The organism is Sulfitobacter sp. F26204, from assembly GCF_026410305.1.
GTDB lineage: Bacteria > Pseudomonadota > Alphaproteobacteria > Rhodobacterales > Rhodobacteraceae > Sulfitobacter.
Genome location: NZ_JAPMLQ010000010.1, coordinates 106,709 through 121,223, shown reverse-complemented (window position 1 = coordinate 121,223; position 14,515 = coordinate 106,709). Strand labels below are relative to the sequence as shown.

At 52.1% G+C, this 14,515-nt stretch carries 13 protein-coding genes and 1 pseudogene; 3 read left to right on the top strand and 11 right to left on the bottom strand.

The window, feature by feature from the left end:
• Positions 1 to 137: 137 nt before the first annotated feature.
• Positions 138 to 242: pseudogene (locus OS190_RS18600) on the top strand (IS6 family transposase); the annotation flags it as partial.
• 1,040 nt (positions 243 to 1,282) lie between these two features.
• On the opposite strand, the gene OS190_RS18595 reads toward OS190_RS18600, so the two are convergent.
• The 3 genes from OS190_RS18595 to OS190_RS18585 form a co-directional block, all read right to left on the bottom strand.
• Positions 1,283 to 2,785, bottom strand: a complete 1,503-nt coding sequence (locus OS190_RS18595) for a hypothetical protein (RefSeq protein ID WP_267160199.1) — start codon at positions 2,783 to 2,785, stop codon at positions 1,283 to 1,285.
• A 38-nt stretch (positions 2,786 to 2,823) separates the two neighbouring features.
• Complete coding sequence (locus OS190_RS18590) at positions 2,824 to 3,105, bottom strand: hypothetical protein (RefSeq protein ID WP_267160198.1); 282 nt, start codon at positions 3,103 to 3,105, stop codon at positions 2,824 to 2,826.
• A gap of 479 nt (positions 3,106 to 3,584) precedes the next feature.
• On the bottom strand, positions 3,585 to 4,604 hold the full coding sequence (locus OS190_RS18585; protein ID WP_267160197.1) for an IS110 family RNA-guided transposase: 1,020 nt from the start codon (positions 4,602 to 4,604) through the stop codon (positions 3,585 to 3,587).
• A gap of 389 nt (positions 4,605 to 4,993) precedes the next feature.
• Here OS190_RS18585 and OS190_RS18580 point away from each other — a divergent pair, with 389 nt between their 5' ends.
• Both OS190_RS18580 and OS190_RS18575 read left to right on the top strand, forming a co-directional pair.
• On the top strand, positions 4,994 to 5,347 hold the full coding sequence (locus OS190_RS18580; protein ID WP_267160196.1) for a YciI family protein: 354 nt from the start codon (positions 4,994 to 4,996) through the stop codon (positions 5,345 to 5,347).
• Between the two features lie 12 nt (positions 5,348 to 5,359).
• On the top strand, positions 5,360 to 6,622 hold the full coding sequence (locus OS190_RS18575) for an RNA polymerase sigma factor (protein WP_267160195.1): 1,263 nt from the start codon (positions 5,360 to 5,362) through the stop codon (positions 6,620 to 6,622).
• Positions 6,623 to 6,833: 211 nt separating this feature from the next.
• Here OS190_RS18575 and OS190_RS18570 read toward each other — a convergent pair whose 3' ends face one another.
• The 8 genes from OS190_RS18570 to OS190_RS18535 all read right to left on the bottom strand — a co-directional run bounded on the left by OS190_RS18570 (position 6,834) and on the right by OS190_RS18535 (position 14,514).
• Positions 6,834 to 7,355, bottom strand: a complete 522-nt coding sequence (locus OS190_RS18570; RefSeq protein ID WP_267160194.1) for a histidine phosphatase family protein — start codon at positions 7,353 to 7,355, stop codon at positions 6,834 to 6,836.
• 26 nt (positions 7,356 to 7,381) lie between these two features.
• Positions 7,382 to 8,335, bottom strand: a complete 954-nt coding sequence (locus OS190_RS18565; RefSeq protein ID WP_267160193.1) for a nucleotidyltransferase domain-containing protein — start codon at positions 8,333 to 8,335, stop codon at positions 7,382 to 7,384.
• 4 nt (positions 8,336 to 8,339) lie between these two features.
• Complete coding sequence (locus OS190_RS18560; RefSeq protein WP_267160192.1) at positions 8,340 to 9,434, bottom strand: HD domain-containing protein; 1,095 nt, start codon at positions 9,432 to 9,434, stop codon at positions 8,340 to 8,342.
• Positions 9,435 to 9,582: 148 nt separating this feature from the next.
• The gene (locus OS190_RS18555; RefSeq protein ID WP_267160191.1) at positions 9,583 to 10,581 is read right to left on the bottom strand and encodes an ATPase, T2SS/T4P/T4SS family; all 999 of its coding nucleotides are present in this window, start codon (positions 10,579 to 10,581) and stop codon (positions 9,583 to 9,585) included.
• The gene (locus OS190_RS18550) at positions 10,581 to 12,077 is read right to left on the bottom strand and encodes a TrbI/VirB10 family protein (protein ID WP_267160190.1); all 1,497 of its coding nucleotides are present in this window, start codon (positions 12,075 to 12,077) and stop codon (positions 10,581 to 10,583) included. The genes OS190_RS18555 and OS190_RS18550 overlap by 1 nt, the downstream gene beginning before the upstream one ends.
• Position 12,078: 1 nt before the next feature.
• Positions 12,079 to 12,819, bottom strand: a complete 741-nt coding sequence (locus tag OS190_RS18545; protein ID WP_203243549.1) for a TrbG/VirB9 family P-type conjugative transfer protein — start codon at positions 12,817 to 12,819, stop codon at positions 12,079 to 12,081.
• A gap of 2 nt (positions 12,820 to 12,821) precedes the next feature.
• Entirely contained in the window at positions 12,822 to 13,478 is a 657-nt protein-coding gene (locus OS190_RS18540; protein WP_219581376.1) for a VirB8 family type IV secretion system protein, read from the bottom strand.
• Positions 13,479 to 13,506: 28 nt separating this feature from the next.
• Positions 13,507 to 14,514, bottom strand: coding sequence for a TrbL/VirB6 family protein (locus tag OS190_RS18535; protein ID WP_203243547.1), 1,008 nt, complete (start codon positions 14,512 to 14,514; stop codon positions 13,507 to 13,509).
• Position 14,515 lies beyond the last annotated feature (1 nt).

Below are 14,515 nucleotides of genomic sequence, written 5' to 3'. Positions count from 1 at the left end.
GCGCGGCCCCACAATCATATCAATGTTACTGAGAAACTCCGTTGAGCGCTCCATGGAGAAACTCCCTGATAATCCATCCATTAGAGCTGAATCTCAGATCAGGCGATCACAAGGAAGGTGGGGGCGGCGCATCGCTTACAATCCACAACCATTTCAATGCGGAGCGCCACCTTTACAGCCGATCAAATTTCAAGCTGAACCGCGCCGCCGCTCTGACCGAGTGGCGCAGCCTAACAGATTGAGATCGCTGGAGAACAGAGACTGGTTCGCATTCGTCTGACAGCACCCATTTAACAGTTCGCCGGAATGCAGCAAACATCCGATGCGCCAAATCGAACCAACATAGCGTTAGGTAACTGGTGACTACCCGAAACGCGCAGATAGAAGCGCCGCTTCAATGCCAAGGCTGATCAAACTAAGTTTACTGATCTCTACAAAGCGCCGTTAGGACAACCTGCATCAGCGGCTCTGTATGGGACGAGAAACGGTAGAACAATACCTGCGCGGCGTCTTGCGTCGATCCGCCCTCCAGAAACGTAGAGTTAACACCTGCAATGCTAAAGGTTCTTACGGCGTTAGAGGGTAAGATGAACCCCGTATCGTGGATATCACTCCCCTCAGGACAGGTCGCCTGAAAATTCACGCTCTGACCTTCTGCCAGAGTGAGTGATTGGCTAGCATACCAGCATTGAATTCGGTGTTCGTACCCTTGTGTTTTAAAAACTTCTTGTTGAAATTCGAAACCCAAAGCTGAGTGTGAACTCTGGAACTCGCAATTCGTTGGTGTCTGAGATACGTGGCTATCGGCCGTGGCTGCCAATGGGAAAAGAGCGGCCCCACAAAAAAAGCTTAGGGAAATCTTCATTTTTACCTCATCAATCTGACCTTTCTCAAGAAAGGTTGCGCAAGTTATGCCCCAGTTTCAAGGGCTGAGTTCGTAGCTCAAAAAGCCTAGAGTTGGTTTCCCTAAAAGAATCTGGCCTTTCAAGTGTCACGGCATAGGTCAGAAAAGGTCTGCGAGCCGGTAAGTGCCGAGGTGTAAATGCTGCGCCTTTCACGCGCGCCCAGTTTAACGGGCGCATCGCAGCGATCGGGCGCACTAGTCAATATCGGCAATGGGCCGTACTCACCTGCAAGGGCAAAGACATCTGTGAATCCAGCTCGTCACTCTTCGGAATTAACGTGCCTAATCTTAACCAGCGTTTTGAATATTGCGTGAACAAACCTTCTTTCGTAGCGTGATGCAGAAATGTGGGTCAGACGAACCCGAGCACAGCAAATTCTAACTACAGCCAGTTCCACGGAAATTCAGCATCGAAACTTTGGCTAACGCGCGCGATGCGAAAGCTCGGAACACAAAGACACGGCTGGTCAAAACATTCCAATCGGTAAGGTCACTAGGGAAATCTAAATCGATGCTTCCAGTTGAGGGACCAGTTAAGGATAGCATTACATCTTTGTCAGAGGGAGGAGATTCACCACCCAGAGAGCCAGAAAGCTCTTGGGCGTAGAAGCTGTATCTGCGTTGCTGCCCATCGTCGGAATGCAGAAATGCTCCGGACAACCCTGAAAGGGTCTCTCCTCCCGTGTCTGTAATCTCAATTTTGCCCTCCCAGTGGTGCCATGTATAAGTGCTTCCTTGGAAATAGGGTGTCAGTTGGAAGGTCATCTCGGCGGAAACACTCAGTTCCGGGTTCGCCGGATCCACGGGTAGACTACCGGTCAAGTCTTGGCGGAGGTCTATATCTGCAGAAAAAATACAGGTCACTTCTGTTCGACGTTCGAACAGCTCAAATTCGTAAATGTCGACACCTTCAAACACCGCAACAACTGGTGGCTGTGCAATCCCAGTAGCATCGACATCAAATCGTGCGGCTGTTCCTGGACCTACCGACAATGCCCACGCCGGTATGTCTGGAATGACTTTCACCGTACGTGCCCCTGGAAGGACTGGACGAGACTCGGCCCCAATGATGTACCATCCTTGAGAAAGGTCTAAGGGCTGCACAAAAAGATCCATAGGCAAAAGGCGCAAAGTGTTGTTGTCATCTTCAGCCCCTGAACTATGCACACGTTCAATCGTTCCGTCTGAGGCAAAATCAAACAGTAGCGCGGTGCCCGACGCAAAGGATAGAATGTACCTATCGATTCCAGGTATGAGTTGAACTCTGCGAACCTTGTCTTGTGGTGGTCTGTTATTTACTATCCCAAAATCGCCCGTATACCCGTTGGGATCGATGAGCAACGTGCGCGTGTTCAGCTGCATTGTTCGACCGGAAATAGTTGCCTGCGTTGAATTAGCTGCTGGGTGTCCAGTCTCATTCGTGTCGAAGCGAAAACTCGTTCCCGGCGCTAGTTGAAATATCCAACCGTCAATACCGTTCACCAATTCCAACCATATAACACCACTTGTCGGCGGGATTGTGTTGGTCGCATTAACGATCTCAATGCTTCCTTCATAACTGCCAAAGTCTAAGCCGACCGAGGAAGTCAAAAAGGTCAGTGTTTGGTCTCCGCCATCCGCTGCGTGGTCGTATGGCGCTGGAACGGTGACCGCACCATCAGCGGCAACTTCAAACGAAAAGCCGTTGCTTGGGGCAAACACTATGCTGTGTCGGCCAGGGAATAAATTGACTGAGTTACTGCCTGTGTAACAATCCGTTCTGTTGTTGATACAATATTTGCCGCCATAGGTGCTTGGGTCGATTTGTATCGGCAGTTCGGCCTGTGAAAACGCCGCTGTAGCCGCCAAAGTCCCAAAAAGAACTAATAATACTCGTAGCATGATTCCCCCTAGCTCATGGCTTCACGATTGCATCTCGCCTATTCAGAATGCCGTATTGATCTGACGTGAAATGCACCTGCGAAAGGCAAATCTGCTGGGTCTTTATAAGCGCCATCAAAATCGGGGCCACCTTCTGACATCAGGTCAAGTTTGTTACCCGAATGACCTAGATCGTCAAAAAGCTCCCAATCGCCAGTGATGGCAATCGCAGACTCAAATTCAAAATCTTCTAAATTCACAACGAGATCAGGGTCATTGCTTCGATATTCCCGCGAAGCACCTGTGTAGTTACTACCCCTGAATACGACCAGCTTGGCCATGGCTAACCCGAATAATGGTGAACGAATTTCATGTGAGTAGTAGACGAGAGTTTCGAAAAATTATCAACCCTAACGTCATCTCCGTTGTAGCAAACATGAAATCCTTGAGTTTTCGGAGCCTACTATATCGAAATCAGGCGCAACTCATTGCGCCTGCTACCTCAAAGTTTGCTTTGCCCCGCTGACTGCAAGTTCATCTAATCCTCGGTTTCGCTTGTGCGGCGAATGCCTGTGTGGATGGCTCCTGCATAGCAAGACATTTTTTGAGCTGATATGAGCGTTTGTCAGATGCAGTCGTGTGTCCGGCCTGTTTGCGCAGCTCACATGGCTGCTGGCCCTGATGGTTTCCGCTGACCGAGTCCCAAACCGCTTCGCGGACAACGAGGTGTCCCTGACATTCGACGGGGTGTCTTGGTTGGCGGGCTGACATTGCTCCATCATCTCAATTGTCTTGCGTCTCTTGTGTTCCTTTTCTTTGGTTATGCTGCGTGAGGTCTGTAGCGTTCGTTTCGGGTCAAAACTGCCCAGATGATGCGCGCGGTTTTGTTTGCCATGGCAACGGTAGCAACGCGTGGAGGCTTGCGTTCTCGTAATGCCATTGCCCAAGGATCGACGCGGTCGGGATTGACCTTCATCTGGTTCAGTCGGGCGGTCATGCCAGTGACCAGCAGACGCCTGAGGTATTGATCTCCCATCTTGGAGATGCGCCCGAGACGTTCCTTGCCTCCACTTGATCGGTTGATCGGTGTCAGCCCCAGCCAGGCAGCAAACTCGCGTCCATTGCGGAACTGATGTCCGTCGCCCGCTGTCGCAACAATGGCCGAGGCGGTAACAGGGCCGACCCCAGGAATGGTCCTTAGCAACATAACTTTTGGGTCTCTGCGACCTTCAAGCAGGATGCGTTTGTCGTACCAGAGGATGCGCAGATGCAGGGCAACCATCTGGTTGCACAGGTTTGTCAGGACATCGATAGCGACTTCAGGAATGCTCGGGCGATCTCCGTCCAGCACCGCCTTTGCAAACTTCACGGCGTTCCCAATCCCCTGGGCAATCACGATACCAAACTCCCCCAGCAGGCCGCGCAGCATGTTGCTGAGCTGGGTCCTTTGCCGCACGACCAGATCTCGCGCACGGTGGAGGAACAGGACGCCCTGCTGCTCTTCGGTCTTGATCGCCACAAAGCGCATTGTGGGGCGCGTGACAGCCTCGCAGATTGCTTCTGCGTCGATGGCGTCAGACTTGCCGCGTTTGACATAGGCTTTCACGTACATCGCAGGCATCAATCGGACTTCATGGCCCAACTTCCGGAACTGCCGCGCCCAGTGGTGGCTGGAACCGCAGGCCTCCATGCCGATGAGGCATGGCTCAAGGTTCTCGAAAAACTGCAAAAGCTGGGCACGCCGAAGTGACTTGTTGAACGCAACGCTCCCGTCCGCTGTGATCCCGTGCACCTGAAAGATGTTCTTGGCCAAATCTAGGCCGACTGTTGTAACTTGCATTGGGTGGCTCCTTTCCTAGCAGTGATAGACAACTGCATTATGGCGCATTGCGACGCCGGTGGAGCAGGAGCCATCCACCCCATCCGCTTTGACGGGCCGCATTGCAGCATGAGCGACTGAAGGCTAACGGCAGCAAAGGGCCGTCCTCAACGCTGACAGGGGTCGGTTTTTAGCAGATACTGCACTGCCTCCGAGGTCGGCTCAGAGCCCAAATTTCAGAATGCTGCGCGTTGAATCCAGGTCTGCTTCTCTGTCAAAGCACAGTCATTCTAGAACCACGCTTAGCAACTGGATCAATATTTTTTCGATGGTAGTGTCCGTTTGTGACTTCGCTGTTCGTCTAGTGTGTACAAGAGCATGGTGCTTTTGGTTTTTGAAAGGAACATATCGTGCAATTTACTTGTCTTATCTACTCCGCCCCCAACTCAGGTCCCCAGCCCGGCTCACCAGAGTTTGGCCCCTTCATGAAGGCCTATGGTGACTTCACTAAAAAAGTTCAGGACGACGGCAAGTTCGTATCTGGCGATGCGCTGCAGGGCGTCGAAACGGCGACCACTGTCTCTGTTCGCGCAGGAAAGACCGAAACGATTGATGGGCCATTTGCTGAGACGAAAGAACAGCTTGGCGGCTACTATCTGCTGGACTGTGTCGATATGGACGAAGCGGTGAAATACGCTGCAATGATCCCGACAGCTGAACACGGGCGTGTCGAAGTACGCCCTGTCGTGGTTTGGGATAACTAGGCCTGCCTGCATATGTTACCCTCACTCACTCCAGAACAGATTATCGAAAAAACTGTTCGAGAGGAGTGGGGGCGTATCCTTGCATCGCTTGTAGGCGGCCTAAAAGACTTTCAACTCGCTGAAGATTGCCTGCAAGATGCTGTCGTTTCCGCAATGGGGCATTGGGCGAAGAACGGGCTTCCTCGGTCGCCAGCTGGGTGGCTTATCACGGTCGCTCGTAGGAACGCACTCGACAAGCTGCGTCGCGATCAGAACTTTGCCACGAAGCAGGCGGAGATTGCCTATCTTTTAGATCTCGAAAATCGAACATTGGATGAAACACTGATCGATAACATCCCTGACAAACGATTGGAGATGATCTTCACATGCTGCCATCCGCATCTTGAGAAGAAAGACCAGGTCGCGCTTACACTTCGGACCCTTGGCGGTCTTTCGACAGAAGAAATCGCAGGCGCATTCCTCGACACGCCTGACGCCATGCAAAAGCGTATCACGCGCGCCAAGAAGAAGATTTCACAAGGTTCAATTCCATATGAAATCCCCGTCCAGTCAGAATTAATGGACAGGGTTACTTCTGTTCTCAGCGTGATTTACCTTGTTTTCAACGAAGGTTACTCGGCCACCAAAGGGGACAGTCTTCACCGGAACGATTTAACACAGGAGGCTATCCGTCTTGCAAGAATTCTCGCATCTCTGTTGCCAGAACATGCGGAAACTGCGGGACTATTGGCCCTCATGCTGTTGCATGATTCACGCCGTCAGGCGCGCACGAACAAGGAAGGAAATCTAATTCCGCTTGAGGCGCAAAACCGGAAACGTTGGAACCAAGACAAGATTGTTGAAGGGGTCGCGATATTAGAAGGAGTATTGCCCAGAAATGAACTTGGGCCTTACCAGCTGCAAGCAGCGATCAGCGGCACACATGCACAAAGCGTTTCTTGGGAGCAGACCGATTGGGATGAAATTTCCACGCTCTATGAACTACTATACGTCCACCATCCTTCGCCAGTCGTGCGCATTAACCAAGCAGTTGCCGCATCCTACGCGCATTCGCCCGAGGTTGCATTGGACATGCTCAAAGAGCTTCGCGCATCGCCGAAAGTCAAAGACTACCAGCCGTATCACGCGGCTCTCGGAGACGTGTTAGCACGGGTGGGAGATTTTCATCAAGCAAGCACATGCTATCAACGTGCAGCTGAGCTTTCTGACAATGCGAAAGAAAAGGCGTTCTTGAACAATAAGTCAACTCAAGCACACCTTGCATCTGACGGATAGCAGCCATTGGCGCAGTCGCAGCGAATTCACACTATGTCCGCATCTTACCAGTTCATGCACAGTGCAGCGAATGTCCGGTTCGGCCTTGGTGCAGGGAAAGAGCACCTCAGCCCCCTGCCCCTCCGCGCTTACAACGGCGCTCTGATCCACTAGAAAAGATGAAGCCACATCAACAAAAGGCCCGGGTAGTTACGATAACTGGAAAGTATCGTTACCGCTCAGGAGCCCGGTTTCTCCGAAGCCGCACTGGAGTTGCATGAGGAATCTTTTTGAGAGCAGCATCAGATTCGTAACCAAAGCGACGAAGTTCTCGAAACACACCTGAATGCGAAACCAATAATATGTTCTCTCCGCTTGGAAGATCATTCAAAGCGTGTTGGATACGATCTCGAAAATCAGCGTCAGTCTCACCGTTTTTAGGGTGCGCTTCTTGACCCCTGTGAGATTTTGAAACGCCTTCATAAACACCCCATGACCGTTCTGCCCATGCGGGATCGATGTTTATCTTGTAACCACCCACGGCTTGAAACGGCGATATCGTCTGAAGGCAGCGTTTCAGATGGCTGCAAACGATCACATCAATCTGAAGCGTTTTCAGCGCGGCAACAGCTTGGATGGCCTCTTGCCTGCCTAAATCTGAAAGAGGGATGTCAGATTGGCCCATTGTCAGGTCCGCTCTATTCCAAGGCGTTTGCGCGTGTCTTAAGAAAATCAGCGTTGACGGCGGTGTCATTCGCGGCTTCCAAACATTCGTGTCATTTAGAGCAAGAGGGCTTTGATAACATCGTGTTCAGACCCAAACTCTTCAATCATCATCGCCAGAAGTTCGTCCTTAAAATGGCGGGCTTCGACAGATAGAGCCTTATAAACTTTCGTATTCAGCCCTTCATCTCCAGGCAATTTAAGCTGTGTTCGGATTGGCTCTTCGTTCAAATCGGATAGAAAGCGGGCATAGCGTGATAGAGGCTTTTCCATTGCGGGGCCAAACACCGCCTGCATGCGAGCGATCGTTGATAGTGCAAAAAGCTCTTCCAGCTTCCGGCGCTTCGCAACAACGTCTATATCTTTGGTCTGGCTCACCGCTGCGACACCGGCGAGATACAGGAGCATGCGTGAAAACCTTAACTTTACCAATCGGATTGCGCGCGGCTTATCCGCGGCGGCTGTTTTGTGCTCGAAATCAACACAAATCGTGCGCCAGTAGCGGATCACATCATTCAACAGAAATAGACACAGTTTATGTTCGTCCAGATCATCGGCGACATAGCGCTTTATAAGCTGTGTGCGTGTTTGTTTGAACAAGCCCTGGTTGAAGGTCCACTCCCCTTCCAGCAAAAACAGCATCCGTCGTGTAATGAAAATATTGGTATCGTCGTCACCTCCGATCGTCTCGAGGAGCTCTTCAATGTTCAGCGGTGTTTCAAAGACCCCACCGTGAGCGGGCATCACAAGGCCTTCTTCGTGTAACCGTGCTCTGTAAAGGTCTTGAGCGGCTCGGGCATCGTTCGCAGTTATGTTGCCATTGAACAAAAAGAACAGATCAATGTCAGAACCGCTTGTACATTCGCGGCGCGCGACACTGCCATTCACTCCAATCAAATAGCTTGGATTGTCCTTAAACATCGCTTTGGCGATGGTTCGCATAAGCTCCAGCTGACGTTCAGACTCACTTTTGCAAGCCGCTAATATCTGCGACGCGTCGCCGTTCTTCATCAAACTATCCCTTAACGAGTTCGTCGAGTTTTACGGACTGGCGAGAGCGGGTCTGTTTGTAACGTGCATTTATGTGGTGCAAGCCAACAAGCTCTATGCTGTCATCCACAAAAAACTTGCGATCATTTATATTTACATCAGCATCGAGCCAAGACTTTGGCAAATGCGACCGTAAATCATCTTCATGTTCAAGCACAACACTCAGGTAAGCAAACAGCTCTGGGTGCGACGCTCGGAAGCCCTTTTCAGTTTTTAGAAAATCATTTTTGCTGAACCTATCGATATTAGCCACCATGTAAGATTGGGCCACGGTATCGAGTAGCCGCCCGATTGGAGCGTTAATCACCAGATTGTAGACGTTGTTCTTCAAGTCCCAAAAGTCATCAAAATCATTTGTAGGGAGACGTCCAGATGTGGCCCACCGCCTAACAGCAGCGCTTGCACTACCAAATGCCGACCGTGGTCCTGCAAACGCCCGGCACCGCGTGATGCCTTCTAACGTGTCGATATTGATCGGGGATGAAAACAGAAAGGAATAACGACCGACATCTTCCCCATCTATTAGAGCCAGCACCTCTTCAGTATCGACTTCAAACTCACTCAAAATGTCCAGAATATGCGATCCAAACCGCGTCGTTCCCTTCACGATGTCACGTGTCGTCCGGTGATGGTTTGTGCCAAAATATTCTTCGAACACCGGCTCTAAGGTATGTGACAATGGGCCGTGACCAACATCGTGCAACAAAGCCGCACATATGAGCGTCTTACGCTCGGCCTCACCCATCTCAATCTCAAGCGCATAGGTTTCTGCCAGTTTGGCCACACCGATAGAATGCTCCAGACGATTGTGCCTGCGCCTATGAGGATCGCGACCTGACCCCTTTTTTACGTAGTCAATCGCACCTAAAAACCCGATACCTGCTAACCGTTTCAAAGGTTGCGTCGTCAAAAGAGCCACTGCCACATTGTCTGAAAGGTGAACGTCGTCGTCAGACCGCATCGTAGGCGACGCAAAAGCAGTATGCATCAACGCAGGCGCGCAGAGCCATGCTCTCTGCGTCTCACCTTCATGTTGATGTTTGCATTGCATTTGCGCCATCGCTGCGATTTTCCTACCAGTTCTAGTACAACATAAGCTGAAAGTCTTGACGATGCGATGGGCATCTCAGGATTCTTTTATCTGTCTATCTCGCAATTTCGTACCGAAGATTCGCATTCGACGCAAAATTCGCCACCGAACGAAACGATCAACCGCCATAAGCCGTGTCCATACTGGGCAGATAGAGTTCAACCACTCCACGTCGGCCCGCGATCCGGCCCAGTTGGATTACGACATCGATGCTGGACGCGCAGTAACGGCGCACTTCCTCAAACGTCATGTTGATTCCCACGGACATGATCATGAGCGCCAATCTATCGATCGCCTTGGGCGCGGTATCCGCATGTATGGTCGTGAACGATCCTCCGTGGCCGGTGTTGATCGCGTCCAAAAAGGTTTTACTTTCCTCTCCGCGTATCTCGCCAAGGATAATCCGATCAGGTCGCATTCTGAGCGTGCCTTCAAGCAGTTTGGCCGGTGTCGTCTCCCCTGATCCGCTCCTGCTGGCCTTCAGACATACCGAGTTTCTTTGCTCAGGGAACAGTTCATAGGCGTCCTCGATTGTTACAATACGCTCAGATGCCGGAACCAGTTCCAGCAAACCCCGAGCGAACGTTGTCTTGCCAGTTGACGTGCCGCCTGACACCAAGATGTTCAACCTATCTTCGACACAAACAGACATCGCGGCGGAAATATCACCAAGTCCCGCGAACTGCGACACCCGCTCAGCACGCTCCCGGCGCAAGGCATCAAGATCAACGAGTTTGCCGTGCAGCAATACTGCTTTCTCAAGCGAGATTTTTTTCTGACTATAGGATCGAAGCGTAATTGCGGTACCGCCCTCGATAACAGGGGAGGAAACAACCTGCGCCCGGAGCGGCCGATCCTCGAAGATGACCTTGCCCGAGAATATCGGCTTTTTCTCAGAAAATTGGGCCCCAACGGCAGAGGCGATCGACATCCCGAGATTATTTGCTTCCTCGGCAGCAAACATGTGATCTTTGTATTCAACCATGAATTCCCCGCCCTGACGCTCCAGCCAGACGCATCCATTCGGATTCACCGCGACTTCAACAACCTCCGGATCCTGCAAAACACCCGCGATAGGTTCCAGATAGCTTTGCAGAAATGACGTCGGGCCTGGCATCAGAAAAATTCCAGATCACGGTCCACCATCACAGTGATCTGTGCGCCCTGTTCAACGGCAATAATCGGTGGGAGACTCGCATATTCGTTTACGATGTTCGCTGTCGCACTGGTAAAGTTGTCCGCTACATTCTCTGCCGTTTCAGAACTCACTTCATTCGAGCTCGAACTGGCAGCAATCCCCGGGGCAGCGCCGATGAGCGAAATCAATGCAGCACCACCAAACCGTTGCCCAAAACGCGTGTTAACGCGCCCAGTGATCCCCGAACGCCCTTGATCATCTCCTCCGAAGGCTGAAATTTGTACGGATTGCCCATCTGGCGTAACAATGCGGGTCCAGCCAACCAAGATACGCGCTTGGCCTAATGAAACCTCAGAGCTGTATTGACCAATCAGCAGCGAGCCCGGAGGTATCAATTCCCGCGTCCCATCAAATGAGTAGACAGGATAGCTTACCATTGCCGTCACTGCCCCCGGAAGGCTCGAATCGACAGCATTCTCGAGCGTCGCTTGGATCATTGTCCCCTGCAGCACTGTATTGGCCGGATTTGCGATCAACTCAGCTTGGGTCACAGGAGCCGCTACCCCGCCATTTGAGACAAACTCCCTGTTTCTCTGATCTGGAGATTGTGGGCCAGCATCTGGTGATCCCGCCGCCGTAGGTTGACCCCCAGCATCACTGGACGATCCTTCATCAAAGACGACAGAGGCTGATTTGACTCTCGCTTCCATAAGAGCGCGTTGCGCTTCACGCGCTGCACGCAACTCCGATAGTCTTTCTTGCTCTCTCTGGTTTGCTGTCCGCTGCTCTTCGGCTGCAATCGCCGCCGCCGCCTCATCTTCACGCCGCTGACGATCCGCCTCCACCTGAAGACGCAGCCGCTCAAGTTCCACATCCTGTGCATTTGATGCACCCGCCGCCACCAAGGCCGCCAGGTCAGCATTCTGCTTTTGAAGCTCCTCAAGTAGGGTCTTTTGGTTGGCTCTTTGCTTTGCCGCGTCAGCCTCTGATTGAGCCAGTTTATTTTGGAAGCTGGATTCTAGCTGTTCAACGGCTTCAGCGTTCTGAGCCTGCGCACGTTGTAAGGCATCGGCCAATTGTTGCGCCATACTGTTGGATTCTGCCGCTGCCTCATCCGCAATGCCTCTCAATTGAGCTTGCAGCGCCGCCACCTGCCCTGCAAGTTCAGCATTGCGACCTTCCAGCGCTGCCCGTTGTTGATCGAGTTGATCAGTCAGCGGACCGATATCGAACGCTGGTTGTTGAGTATCAGTCGCCTCTCCGGGCTCGACACGCCCAATACGGCTTCCATCCTGCTCATCCTGAAACTCCTGACTTTCAGAAGTCTCCAGTACCGACGACAGCTGAGGTGCAATGATCGGATAGCCTATAAACCCAATTACTGCGGCCAAAATCAGCCCCAAGCCCACTTTTCCTGCACGTCCTATACCAGCTTTGTCTTCTGCTTTGATTTCATAGTCGGGTTCGGTCTCCATCTCAGAACTCCTTGCTGCTCAAAACAGAAACGACCGCTGGATCACCAGTAGATCCACCAGCGACACGCCTGATACAGACAACACGTTCGCCGATCCGTACGGAATATTCTGACTGGAGACCGGACACTTTGATGATCGACCCGCTTGTTGTGGAGTTGACCGTGGTTTCAAATCCCGCTCCATTTATGCCAAACACGCTTGGGCGAACGTCGCGCGGCATCTCAAAATAGGTGTGTCTCCCATCGTTCCAAACGCGAAGCGGGCGAAAGGGTGCCTCTCCCGCAAATTGGTACCCGGTATCTCTCGCCCCTGTTGCAACGACGCGTGGGGCGCTTTTTTCTTCAGGATACTCAATCACCACTCGAAACGTGTGGGTTTTGGTACGTCCTTCGGTTAGCAGGAACGATAAGGTCCGCCTATTTGTATAGATGGTCATATTGCTCGAAGCGCGCGCGACCACCGGCTTTACCGACACCGTGTTTCGGTTTGAAAGCACTTCGATTTCGTAGCTTTCTGAATCCCCAAGCAAAACTTGGCTGATACGCTCCCCTCTTCCCAGTTCAATCGCTGTATTGACCCTTAGGTGCGTATCAACGCGGATTACATCAATGGGGCTGAAGGTCACCTGCCGGACCCGGGCATCAGCTCCAAGGGATCGTGGCGCACGTTCAGCATAGGACGCAGAGGCACCCAGCATCAGGCCGATCATGACGACAGCAGCAAATTGTTCGTTAATATTCATCTTCAATTTTCCCCAAGAGTTTCGGCGTCAACCCGGTACGTCGAGACCACAAATCCCAGAGGGTTCTCCCAGACACGTTGAAGCTGGCGTTCCCGTCGCGGCTCAAACTCGAACCCAATGGTTGCAACAAACGCACGGGTGACAATCTGCTGACGTGTCCTGCGCAATGTCTTCTCAAAACGAACCTGTGCTACGAGCGGCTCCAGAAAGTTGATCGCTTTAACTGTGATGGTGACCTCGGCCCCCTGCCCGTAGATACGCGGCGGATAGTCCTGGTTGTTACTGCTGTCGGTCCACAGATTGCGCAGCGCCCTTTCAGCTGAACCGGTTGACCTGCGCTGAACGCTTTCCAGTCGTTGTTGGATGCCAGCAAGTATAAAGCTTTCGCGGTCCGTGACATAAGCGACAAGCAGAGCCTGTTTAATCGCTTCTTCATCCTGAATGCCTGTCGGCTGGACCTGAACGATGCGCTCCGCCTGTCCAGTTGTCTTGTCGACCAGGACTGTAAACACCTCTGTCGTTCTAAGCGGCATTAGCACCACCAGCGCAAGCCCGAGCAGAAATGCCAATGCAACCGCAATCCATGCAACAGTCCAGGCACGCCGCGCACTGCGGCGTGGTTCTAGAATCAAATCAATGTCAAAACCATGTTCACTCACGACACGCGCTCTTTCTTTTCTTTCGCATTCATTTCCGCTGCATTCTTTGAGCAAGGGAAATCACTGTGTTGGTACTGGCAAACCCTGCCCGCCGCGGGGCTGTTGCATCCCGAGCCAAGGGCTTACCCATCGCACGCTCTGCAGCTCCCCTTGCAAACCGCGTCCCAGAATCTGTTGCCGATGCCGCGCCAACACCAAGTGCTTTACCTTGCGCGTAGGTTGAAAACGCGATTGCCCCAAGCCCGATTCCAGTTTGCGCCAAGGATTGCGCTATCGATGGGACCATCAACATCAGCCCGGCACCAAGCATCATCACCACAATAAAGCTCACCATATCGCCAATCGTCTCAGCATTCGAAAGATCGGCGGGCGTAACAGCACCGGCAGTGGCTATCGTGAAACCAGCCATAGCCGCAGCAAGCATCGGGACCAGAGCGAAGCCAAGTGCAAGCTTTACGTAAGCTTCGAAGAATGGCGCACTTTGCTTAAACATGGTGGAAACAATGGCAAGTGGCGCAATGATGATAAGCACCCCGATCATCAACTTCGCAGCGGCAATCACAATAATGCTAATGGTTGCCATCAGTGCAGAGATGAGAAACATGACGACCCCTGCAATCGCACCTGCTAGGTACGATCCATTCTGGCTAATCGCATTGCCCACATCGAGGCTACGGCCATAGAGTTCGTCGAGCCCTTGGTAAAGATCCCCAACCGTTCCTCCCGTAACTGCACCCAAGACGGTAGCCCCAAATCGAGAAGGGGCTTCCGTTATGGCGTCATAAACTGCAAAGAAATTGCCAAAACTGCTCAGAAAAATCGCGACTAAGACAACACGCAGAATTAGGCTAATCCCGTTGGGCACCGTCATTGGGACTGCCTGAATGGCAAGGTTGGCACCTGTTAGGGCGACAACCAATACCGCAGCAACCTGAAAGACCGGCGCAACCGAACCAGCAACGGCATCAAACGCATCCGCTCCTATGCTGGCCACAGTGGCGTCAACTCCGCTCAGAACATCGTCGATAACAGCCATG